The 18,160-nt window shown below is 61.8% G+C and carries 13 protein-coding genes, 1 tRNA gene and 1 pseudogene; 6 read left to right on the forward strand and 9 right to left on the reverse strand.

The window, feature by feature from the left end; translation table 11 throughout:
• Positions 1–654, forward strand: coding sequence for a sigma factor (locus CD928_RS15800; protein WP_095388015.1), 654 nt, complete (start codon positions 1–3; stop codon positions 652–654).
• Positions 655–656: 2 nt separating this feature from the next.
• Here CD928_RS15800 and CD928_RS15805 read toward each other — a convergent pair whose 3' ends face one another.
• Both CD928_RS15805 and CD928_RS15810 read right to left on the reverse strand, forming a co-directional pair.
• On the reverse strand, positions 657–1,307 hold the full coding sequence (locus tag CD928_RS15805) for an LON peptidase substrate-binding domain-containing protein (RefSeq protein ID WP_095388016.1): 651 nt from the start codon (positions 1,305–1,307) through the stop codon (positions 657–659).
• 5 nt (positions 1,308–1,312) lie between these two features.
• The gene (locus tag CD928_RS15810; protein WP_095388017.1) at positions 1,313–2,224 is read right to left on the reverse strand and encodes a tetratricopeptide repeat protein; all 912 of its coding nucleotides are present in this window, start codon (positions 2,222–2,224) and stop codon (positions 1,313–1,315) included.
• Between the two features lie 175 nt (positions 2,225–2,399).
• On the opposite strand from CD928_RS15810, the gene CD928_RS15815 reads away from it, so the two are divergent.
• Positions 2,400–2,474 (forward strand) — tRNA-Gly (locus tag CD928_RS15815).
• Positions 2,475–2,821: 347 nt separating this feature from the next.
• Here CD928_RS15815 and CD928_RS15820 read toward each other — a convergent pair.
• Together CD928_RS15820 and CD928_RS15825 are read right to left on the reverse strand one after the other, a co-directional pair.
• Entirely contained in the window at positions 2,822–5,896 is a 3,075-nt protein-coding gene (locus CD928_RS15820; RefSeq protein ID WP_095388018.1) for an AAA family ATPase, read from the reverse strand.
• The gene (locus CD928_RS15825; protein ID WP_095388019.1) at positions 5,893–7,038 is read right to left on the reverse strand and encodes an exonuclease SbcCD subunit D; all 1,146 of its coding nucleotides are present in this window, start codon (positions 7,036–7,038) and stop codon (positions 5,893–5,895) included. Before CD928_RS15825 ends, CD928_RS15820 begins: the two co-directional genes overlap by 4 nt.
• Before the next feature lie 75 nt (positions 7,039–7,113).
• Here CD928_RS15825 and CD928_RS15830 point away from each other — a divergent pair, with 75 nt between their 5' ends.
• On the forward strand, positions 7,114–7,887 hold the full coding sequence (locus tag CD928_RS15830) for a hypothetical protein (protein ID WP_095388020.1): 774 nt from the start codon (positions 7,114–7,116) through the stop codon (positions 7,885–7,887).
• 47 nt (positions 7,888–7,934) lie between these two features.
• Positions 7,935–9,404, forward strand: a complete 1,470-nt coding sequence (locus tag CD928_RS15835; protein ID WP_141237169.1) for a DUF6035 family protein — start codon at positions 7,935–7,937, stop codon at positions 9,402–9,404.
• A gap of 41 nt (positions 9,405–9,445) precedes the next feature.
• Here CD928_RS15835 and CD928_RS15840 read toward each other — a convergent pair whose 3' ends face one another.
• Positions 9,446–10,114 carry a hypothetical protein gene (locus CD928_RS15840; protein WP_141237170.1) on the reverse strand — a complete coding sequence of 223 codons (669 nt, stop codon included), beginning with the start codon at positions 10,112–10,114 and terminating at the stop codon, positions 9,446–9,448.
• A 511-nt stretch (positions 10,115–10,625) separates the two neighbouring features.
• Here CD928_RS15840 and CD928_RS15845 point away from each other — a divergent pair.
• Positions 10,626–11,102 (forward strand): annotated as a pseudogene (locus CD928_RS15845) (DUF932 domain-containing protein); the annotation flags it as partial.
• Positions 11,103–11,376: 274 nt separating this feature from the next.
• Complete coding sequence (locus CD928_RS15850) at positions 11,377–12,345, forward strand: ArdC family protein (RefSeq protein WP_095388024.1); 969 nt, start codon at positions 11,377–11,379, stop codon at positions 12,343–12,345.
• On the opposite strand, the gene CD928_RS15855 is transcribed toward CD928_RS15850, so the two are convergent.
• Genes CD928_RS15855 through CD928_RS15870 form a run of 4 tightly spaced genes read right to left on the reverse strand, consistent with a single transcriptional unit; the run spans position 12,280 to position 17,883 of the window.
• A complete protein-coding gene (locus CD928_RS15855; protein ID WP_095388025.1) occupies positions 12,280–12,639 on the reverse strand; it encodes a hypothetical protein in 360 nt (119 codons plus the stop codon). The two genes, CD928_RS15850 and CD928_RS15855, sit on opposite strands and share 66 nt — an antisense overlap.
• Positions 12,636–14,771 (reverse strand): hypothetical protein, encoded by a 2,136-nt coding sequence (locus CD928_RS15860; RefSeq protein WP_095388026.1) that lies wholly within the window; start codon positions 14,769–14,771, stop codon positions 12,636–12,638. The genes CD928_RS15855 and CD928_RS15860 overlap by 4 nt, the downstream gene beginning before the upstream one ends.
• Positions 14,768–16,555 carry a hypothetical protein gene (locus CD928_RS15865; protein ID WP_095388027.1) on the reverse strand — a complete coding sequence of 596 codons (1,788 nt, stop codon included), beginning with the start codon at positions 16,553–16,555 and terminating at the stop codon, positions 14,768–14,770. Before CD928_RS15865 ends, CD928_RS15860 begins: the two co-directional genes overlap by 4 nt.
• Entirely contained in the window at positions 16,552–17,883 is a 1,332-nt protein-coding gene (locus CD928_RS15870; RefSeq protein WP_217983775.1) for a site-specific integrase, read from the reverse strand. The genes CD928_RS15865 and CD928_RS15870 overlap by 4 nt, the downstream gene beginning before the upstream one ends.
• Positions 17,884–18,160 lie beyond the last annotated feature (277 nt).

The following is an 18,160-nucleotide window of genomic DNA, read 5'->3' on the forward strand; positions in this document are numbered from 1 at the left end:
ATGTCCGACAGGAGCGACGCGCTCGAAGGCGCGGTGACCGACTGGATCGCGGCGCGCGGCGCGATCGACCGTGATGGTGGAGCGCGCGCCCGCGCCCGCGCCGACCGCGCGTTCGCGCGGCTCGCCGCCCTGCTCGCACCGCGCGTCCGCTATTTCACCCGGCGCTATGGCCTCGCCGACGCCGCGGAGGATGCCGAGCAGGCCTGCGCGATCGCGATCCATCGCGCCGCCGAACGCTACGACCCCGCCCGCGCGCGCTTCACCACCCATGTGAGCTGGCAGATCCGCGCCGAACTGCAGGCGCTGCGCCAGCGGTTGCGCAGCGCAACGCTTTCGCTCGACGCGCTTGTCGAGGCGGGCGCCGACGCATGGCTCGTCGATGCGGAGGCCGAGGGCGCCGCCGAGGCCGCGGCCTCGAACCGCCTCGCGCATCGCTGCGCCGACCGGCTCGTCCGCGACTGGGCCGCGCGTCGCCGCGCGCTGCTGATGCGCCATCGCGCGGGACTGTCCGTCGATGCGCGGGTCTCGGCCGAGGCGGCGCTCGTCCGCCGCCAGCTTCTCGGCACCGACAGCGGGGCGCAGCGCCTCAACGAAAGCGAGCGTCATATCGTCCGCCGCGCGCTCGCCGACATCGCGCAGCGCGCTGCGGCTTGACGCTACTGAAGCGTCGCGCGCCCGTCGTCGCCGTCGAAGCGTCCGAAGAATTGCATCATCTGGACGACCAGCTCGGCGCGCGCGTCGATCGGCGTCGCTTCGAGCAGCGCCTGTTTCGCCGCCGCGTCGAAGGGCGCGACCTGCGCGATGCCGTTGACGAGCGTCGCGTCGTCGAGCTGTCCGACCGAATCCCAGTCGACGACATAGCCCTGCCGTGCCGCGAAGCGCTTCGCCTCGCGTTCGAGGCCCGCACGCTCGATGCTCGACAGCACGGCATCTTCCTCAGCCTCGGTTTCGATTTCGGCCTCGACCTGGCGAAAGGGCGTGGTGACGTCGAGCTCGCGGCGGACGCGAAAACGCGCGACGCCCTCGAGGATCAGGTTGAAGCGCCCCTCGTCGAGCGCCTCGACATCGATGATCCGCCCGACACAGCCGACGTCATAGAGCGCGGGCGGCTCGCGGGTCTCCTCGCCCGGAATCTGCCGCGGCTGGATCATCCCGATCTGGCGGTCGCGCGCCAGCACCTCCTGCACCATCGCCTTGTAGCGCGGCTCGAAGATGTGGAGCGGCAGGTGCAGCCCCGGAAACAGCACCGCGCCGGGCAGCGGAAAGATCGCGATCCGCTGGATGGTCAGGGGCGCGGCTTCGGCCATCGGGTTCAGCCGAACAGGATCAGCGACAGGCGGCGGCGCTGCGCCGCGACCCAGGGATCCTCGAGCCCGACCGCCTCGAACAGTTCGAGCAGCTTGGCGCGCGCGGCGCCCTCGTGCCATTCGCGATCGGCTTCGACGATGCGGAGCAGATTGTCGGCGGCGGCGTCGCGCCGCCCCGCGCCGATTTCCGCCACGGCAAGGTCGAAGCGCGCCTGATGGTCGTCGCCGTTCGCCGCGACCGCGGCTTCGAGCGCCGCGAGCTCGCCGGCATCGGGGGCATCGGCGGCGAGCGCTACCGCGCTTTTCGCCTGCGCGATCGCGGGGTCGCCGGCGATCGCTTCGGGCACCGCGTCCAGCGCGGCCTGCGCCGCCTCGGTCTCGCCCGCCGCGAGCAGCGCGCGGATCAGCCCGCCGTGCGCCGCGGCGTTGTCGGGCGCCATGTCGAGGATCTGGGTGAAGATGCTCGCGGCGCGGGGTCCGTCGCCCTCGGCGAGCACGCTCTCGCCCATCTCGATCAGCGGCGCGATCTCGACCGCACGGGCGCTCGCCTCGCTCTCGATCGGAAGCTGCGCGAGAAGCTGGTCGAGGATCGCCTTCAACTGGCTTTCGGTCCGGGCGTTGGTCAGGTTGGCGACCGGCTGCCCCTGGAAGATCGCATAGACGGTCGGGATCGACTGGACCTGGAACTGGCCCGCGATGAAGCGATTCGCATCGACGTCGACCTTGGCGAGCACGACGCCCTTGTCGGCATAGTCGGCGGCGACCTTTTCGAGGATCGGCGCGAGCTGCTTGCACGGCCCGCACCATTCGGCCCAGAAATCGAGAATGACGAGCTTCGTCATCGACGGCTCGACGACCTCGCTGCGAAAGGCTTCGACCGCTTCCTTTTCCTGCGGGTTCAGACCCAGAGTGGCCACGATGTGATTGCTCCCTTGTTGTGCGCTTCGCCCGCTTATGTGGGAATTGCGCCGCCAATGCCAACCCTTCGCGCCTCGCGGGCGGGAAAAGCGCAAACAGGGCTTGCCGACTCTAAAAGCCGGTGCTAATCGCGCGCCTCACCCGCTGGCACCCACCCGGTCGCCAGCCGCCAGAGCGGGCGTAGCTCAGGGGTAGAGCACAACCTTGCCAAGGTTGGGGTCGAGGGTTCGAATCCCTTCGCCCGCTCCAGTTTTCCTACGGAAAACAGATTATTAGGCGCTACGAAGGCGCCTTTGCGGTGGAGACAGAGCGTCTCCCGCAGGTCATTGTCTCCATAATGTCTCCAGTTTTTGGGAAGCCTCAGGCAAGATTCGGCAACGATGGCGTGACCGCTTCGTGGAAGCAGTGGCCGAGCCAGATTGCATGCCGTTGCCCTACAGAAGCGTGGCGATGCCACCGGTACGCTGTGGGCGCGTTCAGGCGCTATGAACCTTGCCAGCTCGGCATTCCGAATCTGATCAGGAGCACGGCCACCGCAATTACCGCCCAAGGCCTCAAGAGCGCCGTCAGCAATGACAGCGCGGTTGATCGGCTTCTCAGGCCAACCGAACCTCTATCTGACTGCCATTGGTACCCTTGTGTACGGTGAAGCCGTTAGGGACCGCCTGCTGGACCAAAGTTACATGTGAAATCAGGCCTACGGCTCGACGCTCACCAACGATATTCTGGAGAACCTGCAGGACTTGATCCAGCGTGCCAGCGTCGTTTTCGGTGTCGAGGCTGCCAAAGCCCTCATCGATGAAAATCGTATCGAGCCTGATGGCCCCATTGGTCATTTCGACAATGTCTGAAAGCCCGAGAGCCAATGATAAGGCCGCAATAAAGGTTTCGCCGCCTGATAACGTTATGATCTCGCGTGCCCGGCCAGTCTCGATGTCGTGAACGCGCACATCGAGTCCCCGTTTTGACCGCCCGCCAACACTCACTGTGTCGCGTTCGAACCGATATCGACCACTCGTCATCGGATCGAGTCTCAGATTTGCGGCTTCTAGCACCTGGTCAAACATAGCACCGATGGCAAAGGTTTCGAGGCTGGTCCTAAGCTCGTTTTGCCCGTCGAACGCTTCGGCCAGACCGCGCAAAGCACCGGATGATTGCTCAAGGCTGTGCAGATTTTTCAGTTCATCGGCCAAACTCGATTGCAAATCGAGAAGCGATTGATGCCGTTGTTTCGCCTCGGCGCTGTGCTTTGCAGCATCGTTCGCCGCCGTCTGGGCTTGATCGCAGCTGAGCCGGAACGGCCCGAGATCAGGCCTCTGGGCGTTACCAATCGCGTTATTGGCAGCTATTTGCCGCCCGCGCGCTGCCGCCAGATCCTTGTCGAATGCTGAGATCGCCCCTTCCAATTCTCCGATCGAATTGATGTCGGGAATGGCGAAGCGATAGGCGATTTCAGAAATTTTGAGTTCGACCAGTCGCGCCTCAAATGCAGCCTGCTTCTTTTCCACTTCATCCGCACAATCATTGAGCGAGGTCGAAGCGTTCTGGAGGACGGCATCAGCCTTGATATGTGCGGCGTGGCAGCTCTGCTGCTTTTCCAAGGCGTCGGCTATCGCTTGCCTGCGCTGATTGATGTCATTCGTCACGTCGTCGATCGCAGTTTGCAAATCGGCTGGGTCACGCAGCGCTTCCGGTACGGAAGCGATGCGATCTGCATAGGCTTGACGAGATACGGCTTCGGCTGTCGTTGCCTCACTCAGCCTCGAACTGGCTTTCTGAAGTTTGGTCGCAGCGGCCTGTTTACCTTCACGCAATTCCTCAACTTCCTGTGCGAGAAGGGCCACATCTGCAGCGTCGCCGAGTTCATCAATCGCTCCGAGGATTTCCCGATGTTCGGTGTCAATATCGTCGATGCCGCGCTGAGGTGTCGATAGCGTGGCGACCGCCACCTGGCGGGCCTCAAGGGTTGCTCTGGCGGAACTGGCCCGTGACTGAGCCTCACGATCGACCTTTGCTGCTTCGATGGAAGCGGACTGAGCATCACGCCAAGCTTTTTCCAGAAGAGCTGCATCGCCTGTCCCATGCGCAGGTTGGGGGTGATCACTGGCGCCACAAACCGGGCATGGCAGCCCTTCCTCCAGTAGCTGTGCAAGGACGCTGGCTTGGGCGGAAATAAAATCACTTTCGCGTGCAGCTTCTGTTTCAGCGGCGTTACGATGACGGGTTTGCGCGTCTAATGATTTTGCCAATGCGGCGTCGGCCTCAACCTGCGCCTTTCCCTGGGCTTCGACTGCACCCCGGTGAGCGCGTGCATGATCAAGTTCGATTTTCAGCTTGTCGCGCAGCCCGATCAATTTCTGCCGTTCAAGGGTATTCCGTTGCGCGACAGTGTGTGCGGCGGATTTCTCCTCAAAGAGCCGATCGGCGCGCACGTGATCTGAAGCGGCACTTTCCTGCCCGTGCTTGGCGCTGTTGAAATTGCTTAGTGTTTTTTGGTGCTCCGCGTGTCGCTCGGCTGAATCGGCCAATACCTGCTTGTGGCGGACCATTTCATCGACCTTGCGGCTCAGGATTTCGATTTCGTGTTCGCTCAACCGCAGTTTTGCCAACGCAGCGTTCGCCGCTGACGAGGCGTCGCGTGTGCGGATTGCCGCGTCGTTGGCGTCGGCCTGGGCCTTTACGGCCAATTCGTGACGCTTGCGAGCGTCGGCCAAACTGTTGTCGAGATCGGCCATGCGACGCGCCAACTCGGCACCAGATTTACGTGCACGGATCGCGTCGAATTCAGAAACCTTGCTTTCTAGCAACTCCACGGCAGCAGCAGCGGCATCGACTTCGCCAAAAAGCTTCTCCTGGGCTGCGGCCGCCGCAAACGCTTTATTCGCTAGATTGAGTACCGCTGACGTTTCGGCCACCTTCAGACGAGTAAATTCATACTGATCGAGCGCGGACACGATGCCCGCACTCAACTCGTCCGAACTGGCAAAGCCTTCCGCCGAGAGCCGCTGCCCATTCAATCGATAGCCGTCTTCGATTTCGCGCCGGATATCTGCGGCGTCCGCTTTGAGTTTATCCGTCAGCCTCCGGTAAAGCGATACGTCGAACAGTTCGCGCAGGATCTCGAGCCGGTCCTTGCTGTTGGATACCAGGAACCGTTCGAATCGGCCCTGCGGAAGAAGCACGATTTGACGAAACTGCTGCGCACCGTAGCCGAGCAGGTCCTCCACATGCCGCAAGACATCACTCACCTTGCGTTCGGCAATAGGGACGCCGCAACATTCGTGGCTAACATCGTCAATGGCGACTGCTGACACATCGAACAGCCAAGCCGAATGCGCCTGCATCGTTTGCCCGTCCCCTCTGTTCTTGGGGCGGGGCTGATCAGGGATTCGTCGGACGAAATATCGCTTGTCACCAAGCTGGAACTGCAGACTGACCTCGGTCAACAGCGCGTCCGATGCAAAGTCGGAACGCATCGTTCCGATGCCCTGTTCTTCCTTTGCACCTTCGCCAAAGAGGGCAAAAGCGATCGCGCTGAAAATCGAAGATTTCCCCGAACCAGTCGGTCCGTAAATCCCGAACAGACCAGCATCCGTTGCTTCTCGGAAATCAATGGTCTCGACGCCGCCATAGGGGCCAAAGGCACTCAGGGTGAGGATGATCGGCTTCATTGGCCCTCCTCCGCCGTGGCGAATGTATGAAGCGCGGTGGCGACAATTTTGCCTTCGGCCTCCGACAGCGCATCACCGCGGACAAAATCCATGAATGTCGCCGCGAGTGTGTGGGGGTCATCGATCGCCGCTCTTTGCTCCGCCAGGCGCTGCTCCACAGGTCGCTCGTTCCGTTCATAGGTGAGCTGGACAGCATTCGGATAGAACACCCTAATCCTTTTCATCGGGTCGATTTGTGGCGTTTCGTCGGTCAGCACCACGCGAACGAGGTCGTTGGACATCTCGGTTGCAGCCAGCAGTTCCTGAAGCTTGCCCCGAATGGATCGAACCTGTCGCAGCGGTTTGATTGGCAGCCCCGTCACTTCGACTGAGCCGTCTGCCGCAAGATCGATAAGGCTGACAGACTTCTCCTGACCTTCTTCATCAAAGCCGAAAGCCAGCGGAGCGCCGGAATAGCGAACATGGTCCTGTACGACCGATTGTGGGCGATGCAGATGTCCCAGCGCAACATAGTGCGCTCCGTCAAACACAGTCGCCGAAACCGTTTCGATCCCGCCAACCGTCCGCATGAGCGGACGCTCGCTTTCGCTCGTTGCGGCGCCATCGACGAAGGCATGTGCAACGACGATCCAGCGCATCCCGTCCGCAACGTGTTTGCGCGTACTCGCAACCTGAGCTCGAATGACATCAGCGGGGCAGGAAATTCCTTCGTCCTCAAAGCACAGACGGGCCGCATATTCGAATGCAAAGGGCAAAGCCGAAATCGCCACCGGTCCGTCTGCATCGGAAATGATCAGCGGCCTTTCATCTTCGTCCAATGGCCCGCGCACGATCACTTCACCATCGGTAGCAAGAACGCCCAATGCTCCAATCTGCGCCGCTGAATCGTGATTGCCCGCGATCAAAACGATGGCCGCGGTTGAAGTTGCTCTTACCGTCGTAAGGAATTCGGAAAGCCGCTTGAGCGCGCTCTGGGGTGGGTTTGCCCTGTCGAAGATGTCACCCGCGACAATCAGAACGTCTGGCTGATGATCATCGATAATCGACAGGATCTGAATGAGAACGTGATCATGGTCTTCCTCCAGCGCCACCCCGTGGAATTGGCGGCCTAGATGCCAGTCACTTGTGTGCAATATGCGCATTCGCAGAACCTCGAATCTCAATATGTATAAAATTTATATAGACACTCAAGGTCGAGTCAAGTAGCGTTTGCCCCAATGAACGATCCCACCCTCAAGCCTGCGATGTTCGCCCGTCTGGTCTATCTTGACCAATGCCTGACGTGGCGCGGGCAGGTGAACCGCAAGGACCTGATCGAGCGCTTCGGTATCTCCTCGCCCCAGGCCGCGATCGATTTCAGGGAGTATCTGGAGCGGGTAGCTGAACCAAAACCCAAGTATGACGCGGTCCGCAAATGTTACCTTGCTGACAGCAAGCACCGAGGATTGCCATTCGCATACGAAGCCGGCTCGCCGGATGAGCTTGTCAGAAGCCCTGCATCCAACGGCTTCTCCTTGTTGCCATCACCCGTGCGGCAGTGCCCGCCATTTGTGATGCGCCATCTCTATCAGGCAATCGAGCAGCGACTGAAGATCGAGATCGACTATGTTTCAATGTCGAGCGGCCTGCGTCAAAATCAGTGGGTTGCTCCTGCAAACTTCGCATCGGATGGAGAGCGCCTGCATGTCAGGGCGTGGAGTTTCCACCATCAGGAATGGCGCGACTACCTGCCAGTTCGGGTGTCGCCTGACAGCAGCTTTTCAATCGCACCGATCGGCCAGGAGCTCCCGCAAGACGCTGACTGGGAAGAGCTGGTTGAGATCCGGCTTAGGCCTCTGAGCGGCCTGTCGGACGAGCAGAAGGCCGCTGTCCGGCTTGAATACGGCTTCACTGAAGATGTTCTGAGCTTTCAGGTTCGCAGGTCGCTGGAGTTCTACATCGAGCGGCGTTGGGGGCTCAATCGGCCGGGAGCAAGGTTGGAGCGGTGCTAGGGTTTTGACGAGCGTGAAGATCGCTCGTCTTGTGTTTGGAGGTGACGATGGCAGGAAACGTAACCATTGATCCGCTGGCATGGGCCGAAGCGGTCACAAAGCCCGAAATTGATGAGGTGCGCAGCCTCAAATCTGGTCACATGCTGGATGTTCGGCGCCTTATCCGGGCATTCCGATACGAGCGGGCAATCCTGCTGCGCCAGAAGCTCAAATCGCTCGTGAAAAGCGACGAGACAAGACTGGTCTGCGCGACGTGTGGCGTCCCTGTCTATCTGGCGTGTAGCACCAGCAAGCGCTTCTTCTTTCGGCATCGGCATGAAGATGGCTCTTGCCCAGCGGTCACGCGCGCTGGCTTTACCGAGGCTGAAATCAGGGCCATGAAATATCGTGGCACTCAGGAGAGCGAAGCGCACAAGCGGATCAAAGAGCTTGTCTTGAGAAGCCTCTCCGCCGATCCACGGTTTACGGAATTGCTTTCCGAGAAGACCTGGCGATCAAGCGAAGGCCTGCCGGGCTTGCGGCGCCCAGACGTCTCTGCCCGCCTGGAAAATTTGCGCCTGGCCTTCGAAGTTCAGCTGAGCACCACCTTCTTGGATGTCGTGCTCAGCCGGAGGGAGTTCTATCGCTCGGAACGCGCAGCACTGGTCTGGGTCTTGCCGAATTTTCATCCCAACTATCGCCGCATGACCGATGACGACATTCTGTTCGGTAACAATTCCAACATTTTTGTTGTCGATGAAATCACAGCCGCAGCGTCCGAGTCCGCAAGCACCTTCATATTGAAATGCTGGCATCGCAAGCCGGTCATCGACGGGGATCGGATTGTCGACGAGTGGGTCGAACGCCTCGTTTGCTGGGACGAGCTCAAGGTCGATGTCGATTTGCAAACGGTCGTGGCGTTCGATTATCAGGTCGAGGCTGCGAAGCTTCTTGAGCAGATTAAGACTGAGAAGGCCGCCAGAATCGCCGCCCAGCAAGTAACTGCGGAACGAGCTAAGGCCGCGCTTGAAAATGAGCTGCGGGAGCGGGTCTTTCGCTTTGTTCTCGATGACGATGATAATGACGAATACATGGGCCGCCATAAGGGATGGCTTGCCATAAATGGTTGTCTCCAAACCCAAAATTGTGGACTGGAAGGCAAATATCCGGACCTTATGAAGGTCAGTCGCCTCGTCCATCTGGTTGCAAGTGCGAAGACGGGAAAGCCGGTCGGATTCAAATACAAGAATCTCGCAGAAATCGGGCATCACCTATTTCATCAGCATCCCGACCTCCTGCTGGCCTACGGTTTCATGCTGCGTGCCTTTGGAACAAAAAGCATCCTTGATCGTGATGATCGGACAGACCGGTGGGCGGCCAAAGTTCGAGAAGAACGGCCGAACCTCCTTAGCGATCCCAAATATCGGATGGCTGAGGATGAGGAGCGGCTGCTTGCGTTTCTGTCGCAAGGGGCGTCGAGGAAGCCGCTCATGGCAAATGACAATCGCGATCAAGATGGCGGTCGAGCGGCGGCCTAGCCCAGCATCTGGCTGCGTCCACGCTGTTCGGTCAGCCCTGATCAGACCTCCTCAAGCTTGACGCCGGATTGCTCCAGCCAAAACAGGTTCTCCGCTCGCCGCGTAACTTCAGAAAGGATGTGCGGGTTATCCTGAAAGAGTGTTTCAGCCAGTGCCATGCGCTTGTCGAACGAGACCCGTCCATGGTTGAAGGATGGGTGTCTTACCAGGACCAACGCCTTGCGCTCGATCGCCTTGGCCTCTTCCGAATGTTTCGAGACTTGGCCGACTCTGGCTCTCTCGCGGGCACCTTCAAGAATTGTCTCGACGGCCTCGCCGAACTCGTCGTGCCAAGCGGAGGTGGCAACCGCTGTATGAAGTACCCCATCAATCATGAAACTCGCGATTGTCGCGCCAATTTGCCCGTCAAATGAGGCAAAACGGCGATGCACAGCCTTAAGGTGGTCGGGCGAGCGTTCGACGCCAATATCGTCAAGCTCATCCCGCGCAGTTTCGATCTCACCAGCAAGGTCGAAAACCTGCTCAACAAGATAGATGATCCGCGGCGCATGGGCGCTGATCACTCTGACCGCGTCATCGGAGCTCAATATTACCATTGGTACGGATCCGTCGTCGCGTGTCTGAACTGTTGCTTCGACGAGAACGTATTCCGTAGCGAAAGCTGCATCTTTGATCGCAGATCCCAGATTGGCGGCTTCATTTACTGCCATAATCATTCCTAATCTGCGTGTTTGGTCACCATGCTACCGGCCGATTCTGCTTTGTGTCCTGGCTGGCATATTCGAAGCATGAGTAAAAGGGAGGAGGCTTCCTCCCTGCATGCAGCCCGCAAGCGGTCTCCAAGTTACCCACCTCTGCGGGGGCACCCCGCAACGCCCCGAGAATCGGAGCGGGGCTGATGACGCGCTCTGTCCCGCAGGGCCGACCGGCCTGCTCCTGAGGGCGCGAAGTTTGATGTGGAAGGCCCCACACGCACTCTGAATCGGCGGTCATGGTTTCATTCGCATGCGATGAAAGCCGACAAGCCCCGGCTTTCCGCCTGCATGAGCAGTTGAGCGACCCCGCCTCCTTTCAGGGTGCAGTTTCTTCGTTTGGCAATCTCGCTGGCCGCTCGCGCGACTTGGAGCATGAGCAGGTTAGAGTGAGAGGTTGGCGGGCTGCGCCGTGACGGGATGAGGGTCGAGAGAGAGGCTCCCGGCCGCCCGTCATGGAGGTTTTCCCATGAATATGCAGGTTCTCGATGCTCGCCGCGACGTGAGTGGCGGATACAAGGTCGATGTCTCACGCGGTCAGCGGATTGGCCGGGTTTCGTCGGAGTGGTTTTCGCGCCCCGACGATGAGCGCTTCCTGTCGCTGGGCGACCTGGCTCGCTCGGTGCGAGGCCGATCGGAACGCAGCCGGACCCGGGTGGTCGAAACTGCGCTCATCCATGTCGAGGCGAGCCGCAACGATCCCGAACGCCTTGCGCTGATCCTGCCCGGCGCGGATGCGCCGGTCACGCCGACCCACTGGAGCTTCGGTCAGCTGGCCAGCCAGGTGGGGGCACCTGCGGCCTATTTGCGTCAGCTTCCCGCGCCACTCGCCGCGATCAACCTGCAGTACGGGCTGACCTCGCACCGCGCCGAGCAGATCAAGACGCTCGAAACCGATAACGGAAGGTTGGAACTTCGCGCCGTGACCGGTCCCGACTATGGCCGTTATCTGAACAGTCAACCTGTCTCACCGACGGTTCACTGATCCATTCATCGCACCGCTGAGCAGCCGGACGCCCCTTCATTTGGGCGATGCCGAAGCGTGCTCGCGTGATCTCGAGGAGCTTTCACATGGCATATCGNGACTATGGCCGTTATCTGAACAGTCAACCTGTCTCACCGACGGTTCACTGATCCATTCATCGCACCGCTGAGCAGCCGGACGCCCCTTCATTTGGGCGATGCCGAAGCGTGCTCGCGTGATCTCGAGGAGCTTTCACATGGCATATCGTAAGCAGGCTGGCGACCGCGCTGACGTCTACACACGCGTTACCGCGGAGATCATCGCTGCCATTGAGAACGGGCCCGGCGACTGGCGCGCGCCGTGGCATCACCACGGTACCAGCGTTGCGCGCCCAACCAACGTCAGTTCGGCCAAGCGCTATCGCGGCATAAATACCGTGGCGCTGTGGGTCGCCGCGATGGCGGGCGGCTACAGTGACGGCCTCTGGGGCACCTATCGTCAGTGGTCCGAGACCGGCGCGCAGGTTCGCAAGGGCGAGCATGCCACGACCGTGGTCTTCTGGAAGCAGATCGCCTCCGCTGGGGATGACGAACGGGATGAAGGTGAGAACGGCCATCGCAAGATGTTCGCTCGCGCGTTTTCGGTGTTCAACGTGGCCCAGGTCGATGGCTATGAGTCGCCGCCGGTGACGATGCTCCCGGAGACGGCACGCCATGCCGAAGCTGAAGCCTTCATCACCAACCTTGGCATCACGACCATCTTCGGCGGTTCGGAGGCCTATTATCGGCCTTCGACTGACACGGTATGTATGCCGCCCTTCGAGTATTTCCGGGATGCGGCCTCATTCTACGGCGTGTGGCTCCATGAGAACGGGCACGCCTCGGGGGCTAAGCATCGCCTCGACCGTGACCTCTCTGGCCGCTTCGGTTCCGCCGCCTATGCGGCTGAAGAGTGTTGCGTGGAGATTCTGAGCGGCCTCGTGCTTGCCGATCTTGGCATCGCTCACCATCCGCGCCCCGATCATGCGGCGTACATTGCCTCTTGGCTCGAGGTGCTGAAGAACGACCCGCGCGCCATCTTCACGGCCGCCAGCAAGGCGCAACAGGCGGCGGACTGGATGCACGCGCAGCAGCCAACCCCCGCGCCAGAGCCAGCTGCATCATCGCCGGACGATGGGCACGACGTTGTCGATGTTGGCCGCGCGCCGATGCTCCTTGCCGCGTAACAGCGCACGCACCTGGATGTGTTGAGCGAGGATATTCTCGTCCGCGCGCCGCTGCTGCTCGCCGCTCTCGCCGCGCTGGACCGGTCGAGGCGAGGCATTTTTAGTCAGCGCGGCAGCCTCGCGCAGTTCTGCCAGCACCGCGACCGCCCTGTTTGCCGTGGCGCGGCTCACGCCCGCCTCTCGCGCCAGATTCGCGATCGACAGCCGACCACCAGTGGCGATTGCGCCGCCGGCCACAAAGCGGGCAAGGGCCTCACGCAACCTGCGTTCGGTCTCGGCGCTGACCGGCTTCATGACGCCGGCTCCGTCAGAGGCGCGATCACCCTGCGCATGCGGTGCCGATCCTCACGGATGGCTGTGCGCTGCGCCGTCGACAGCCGCTTGTTCTTCAACATCGCGTCGGCATCATCGATGGCGGCCTGCCATGCCGGAACATGACGGCTCGTGATGCAGGAGTTCGGACAGCGATCCGGTGCGCAGTTCGATAGCCGCGGGGCGGCCCCTTCGTCGGAGCTCCTCAGGCACAGGGCGGTCGCGCGATCGAAGAAGCAGTCATTGAGGACGCCTACATGCAGTGTTCGCGCAAGATGGGCGAGCATTGCTTTCACCCGCTTCTCGTCGGCCACTATGCCCGGCAGATCACTTGCGGTTTCCACCCGCAGCATTTCCGCAGCGATACGCCCGCCCGCAGGGCCTGCCAGCCTCTCGCCGCCACGATATGCCTCATATTGCGCGACGATATCGTCGAGTTGGCCAAGCGCGCGTTCCTGCTCGACCTCCTGCCGGAACCCGGAGGCGGATGCGCCGGCATAGCCGTCGAACATCGCGACGGAGGCGTGCTTGTACTGGATCTTTCCGGCCACCACGCCGAACGGCCTGTTGGCGATGTACCAGGCAAGCGTGCGCCGGAACTGACGCGTGTTGAAGACCCAGATCTGCTCATCGACAAGGGGAACGATCGGTGCATCGCCGGAGCCATAGTGCGCATCGAGATGCTCGCGATACCGGTTGATCTGTTTGACGATATGCGAGAGCCCGCGCTGGATGGCGGTGCCCCGTTCAAGGACGACCCATAGACCGTCATGCTGGTGCGGTGCACGATGGCGGGCGGCGAGGCGCTCCGCGACCTCCACGGCGCGTGCGACGGGTGCGATCGTCACCCATTCCTCGATCTCGCCGCGCGCTCCGCGCCCCTTGTAGATGATGCTCTGGACCGCCAGACGCTCGATCATTCCGTCGGCGCTCATCGCTCGCTTGACGCAGCCCGGACGCATGGCCTGGACCTCGCTGTCACGCATGCCGGTCAGATAGGAGCACAGGATGTAGGCAGCCGTCTGAAGATGCCGCTCCTCCCGGATCAACGCGAACGCATCGAACCGCTCGCGCCAGGCACGGCCGCTATCGGCATCGATCGTGATCGGCGTATCCATGCCGCCGCGCTCGAGGCCAAGTTCGTAAACCGCGCCCTTTAGCAGCCGGTTGGCCTCGCCGTTCTCGCAGATATTGGTCGGATGAAGCCCGCTCTGAAGTGCGATGAGCTGTATGTTCAGAACATCGCCGCCGTTCCGTCTGGAGCGCGAGATCGCATCGCAAAGCCCTCCGATCCGGCTCGGCTCAGTCCATACCGGCACGCCGCGTCCGGCGTTTCTGCGCCTCTCGATCCATCTCACCATCTTCTCTGCTACACTGCCACTGCCGCAGCGCTTCGGCCTCTCGGCATAAGCCTTTTCAAGCGCATCAAGTTCGGCGCGCGCCGCAAAGATGTCGGCAGCAAAGACATCGATATATTTAAGCGACCAGCGTACGAGCGCGCCGATCACCGGCTCGGGGATGCGCGGCGTCACATTTTCATAGGCGCGCCCCTTGCAGCCAGCGACAGTGAAGATCGCCCGCCCGTGCCAAGGTACGAAGCCGAGCCCGCCATGGGTCAGGAAGGGCGCCAGGCGATGAAGCTGGACGATCGGTCTCAGGCATTCCGCTACCCGGCTCGGCTGCACGTTTCGGGCATTCTGTTCGGCAAGATATGCGTCGAGCATGGCCTGGTCGATGGCGTCGGCATCGAACCGCCCAGTCCGCTCGCGGACGAACGCCATGAACCGGCAGAGCGTCGCCAGCGCGGCGCGCGTCGCGAGCGGCCGTAGCCGGCCCGCCCGATCCGGGAGCAGCTCGTTCAGCCACGCATAGATATATTCCTTGGCGGTCAGACGTTCGATGGGACAGGCGATCCCGCCGAAGTCGATGGTGCGGAACGCGTTGCGTGCGGTGACGTGGAAGATCGCAGGGTCGAGGTCCCAGACATCTTCGTGGAACCGGGATAGCGCTTCACGATCGACGCCTTCCTTCAGCGCCATCGAGGCCAGCACCACATCATCGGAGGATCGTATCGCAGACACTCCCGGTGCAAGGACAGGTTCGACCCCGCTCATCGGGCGCTCACTTCCACCGGTAGATAGAGCAGCTCCGGACCCGCTGATTCAGCCTCGATGCGAGCCGCCTCGACCAGCGCCGCAGGGAAGGCGGGCAGGATCTGGCCGGTAATCCGCCACCATGCCCGCCCGAACTTGCTCGTCCACTCGTCGGCATCCAGCGCCCCGCGCTGATCGGCCATGAAGGATTGGAAGGCGACGAGCGCAGGCAGCTTGCGGGCCGTGATCACGGCGTTCTCGCATTCGAGGCACCCCCAGAAGGGCGTCGGACATGCCTCACCCGCCGAACCGAACGGGCTTTCGAAGAAGCTGCCGCAGCGGGCAAGCCAGAGATCCTCAACGGACGACTTCTTCTTCGCGGGTTTCACGCTTTGCCCGTGAGCATCAGGCCGATCGTCATCGGTGATCGGCAACAGGATGGTCGGCCTCAACGCCATTTCGAGCGCATCGCCGAGGGCCTCGGCGATCGTCCGCTCATGGATCGGCCGAAGCGCCGGGATCTCGGCATAGTGCCGCGCCGCTACCGGTATTGAGTGCCCAACGGCGAAGTGCTCGAGCTGCCCTTCGGTTCGGCGATACCATTCGGCCTTGTTGGTCTTGCGAAGGCGCGACAGCGAGAGGTGCAGCGGCGCGCCGTCATCATCGAGCAACTGGTGGTGACCGACAAAGACCTCCACCCCTTGGGGTCCATCATCGCTCGGCAGCCGAAGCCCGGTGATGGTCCAGATCGCCCACAGCCGATCGGTCCCCAGGTGCCCACGGGCCCGTTCGGTCAGCGCGATCGCCAGCCTGATCATTCCACCGGGCGTGCCGCTCGAGCCATCCCTTACACGGAGTCGTTTCCACTCCGATCCACGCGCGCGACGTTTGTAATACTCGATCTCGACATAGCCCTTGGCCGGATTGCGCAGACAGTCCGCCTTCAGCCGCAGCAGGCATTCCATCTCCATGCCCATCTCGAGGGAGAGCCACACGATGAACGCAATGAGGTCGAGCCGGGTCAGATAGAAGCCGGCATGCAGCGCCTCCATCCGGTTATCGAGCTTGCGATACTGTGCGAGCTGGACGAAGCGCGCCACATCCCTGCGGCGCGTGCCGACCTGTCCCAACCGGACGATCTGATCGATCACCGCGATATAATGCTCGTGGAGGCGGCTGCCGATCTTGATCCCCGCCGGTGTCGGCGGTAGCGCATCGCCCAGCGCTATCCGGCGCCGCGCGTCATCAACCTGCACGCGCGCTGCATCGCGCAACCGGTTCGCGATACCGCTGCTATACGCATTGCGCGGTCGGCTGACCCCGGCCTCGCCATGGCCGATAAAGGTCAGACGCGCGATCGTCTCTTGCGATAGCGTACCCGCCCGGGTCTCCGGCGCGAGGCGCAGGAGCCCGATCAACGTTGCGAGAAGATGGCGCTGCTGGAACCGCCCGCCGCCATGCCGCTCCAACCAGAGCTCATAATTGTTGATCAGCGTCGTATCGACATCGCCGAGTTTGTCCACCGGCAGGCTATTTACATCAAGGAAGGCCCAGAACTGGCCCAGCTGTCGGACCTTCCGCCGTACCGAACGCGCGATGGGGCTCGGACCCATTCGACGCACATATTCCTCGAGCAACATCGCCATCTCGCCAGCGAGAGCAGGACGCGTCCAGTCGCTCATGTCTACCAGCACCTGGCTGCCATCATCGCACCGAACAGCGAACCGGCGCGGATCGAGCACCGTCGCGGCCATGCCGGTCGCCGGCGTGGCTTCCGGGAACCGCGCATAGTGTCCGCGCTTCACGCCGCATCATCCGGCGCGAGATCCAGTCCCCACTGATCGACCGCCGCATCGACGATTGCCTGGCTCTCGTCGAGATGATCCAGATAGATATAGGTGCTCTCGATCCGGCTGTGCCCCATCAGCCGCTGAAGCTTCAGTAGCGGATCGCCGATCAGGCGCCGATAGGCCGAGCCTGCCTTTCCGGCGCCTCCCCCGATGACCCAGGCCACTTGCTCGCGCAGAAGGAGCGCAAGCATATGAACGGCGAAGCCGTGGCGCAGCATGTGCGGGGTCACGTCGATCTCGAGTCCGAACGCCTGACAACGGGCACTCGCCCGCATGAACACCGCCTCCCAGGCAGGCATGGTCATCGGCCCCCCGGTTTCGGTGAGCCACAAGGCGAGCGGTTCGAGCGTATTTGCGTCGACGAGCCTCGCGCGCTCTGCGGGAGATAGGCGATCGACGCTGACGGACGTTCCCCGGTCGCCGTCGATGATACGGAGCGACCTCCGGCCAGCAGGCGTCGCGAGGATCGGTCGCACGATCGACCGTTTCGCATCGCCAACCCGCTGCTGGCACACGGCGTTTTCACGTTCGACGCGCGCATAATCGCCCAGTTGCTTTAACAACCGAGCGGGCAGGCGGATTTCCCGGCCACGTCCGCCTTTTGCTGTCGCCGCCGCGAGCCGGTAGGGCAGCGACCGGATCGATGGATCATCGAGACGATGGTTCGGAAGTTCACTCAGCAGCAGGCTGGACGCCTCCTGTAACCGTAATCCCGTGGTGATGAGCAACTCGGCGAACAGCGCATTGCGCTCACCATGGCGTCCGCGCCAGTCTGGATCTTCACGCTCATCCGGCAGTCGCCCCCGCAGGCCAACATCCCGGAACAGCATATAGCGATCAAGATCGACGAAGCGCATGTCGCCGCGGCGCGCTCCGGGTTCGCGCGCGCAGTTTGCAGATACGGCCTGGAGCGCGCCGTCCGGCACGGAGCGTATCCAGCTCTGGCGATAGGTGAACGGCAGATCGACGATGAGCTTCTCGTCACGCCCCCAACGATAAAGCTTGTCGAGCGCCGCCACGGCGCGATTCCAGGACGCAGCCGAGATACGATAGGGCGGTTCCGAGAGCCGTCGGGCGCGATGGAAGGCGGCAACATCGTCGCGATCGGCTTGCCAGAGGGATTTTCCGTTCCTCTGCTCCCCCAGGAACCGCATCCAAACCACGATATCGCGCGCATAGGCGCGCAGGCTGTTGAGCGAACGCACGCCCATTGTCGGACAAGAGCGGAGGAAGTGGTTGAGGTGATGATCATAGCTGCCGTCGTCGCGCAGGATGAACGGCATTCCTTCGACCAACCCGCAACTTCCGGCTGCCGTGATTTCATCAGGCGTCAAGCCATGAACATGTCCATCGATCACGACTGTGGAGGGGAGGGAAGAGGGTTCGGTGAAGAAGAGCTGGGGGATGGGAAGTCTCCGGGCGACGATGTTTTGCCGGGGTGGGCTCGAGCCCACCCCGGCAAAACATCGCATCCTTAACAAGAAGGCTGGCGATCATGGTCCTATCACTTCCGCATTGCATCGGTGAGACGGTCCCGAAGAGTCGGGATAATGGCCGGAT

This window comes from Sphingopyxis sp. GW247-27LB, assembly GCF_002277025.1.
Taxonomy (GTDB): Bacteria; Pseudomonadota; Alphaproteobacteria; order Sphingomonadales; family Sphingomonadaceae; genus Sphingopyxis.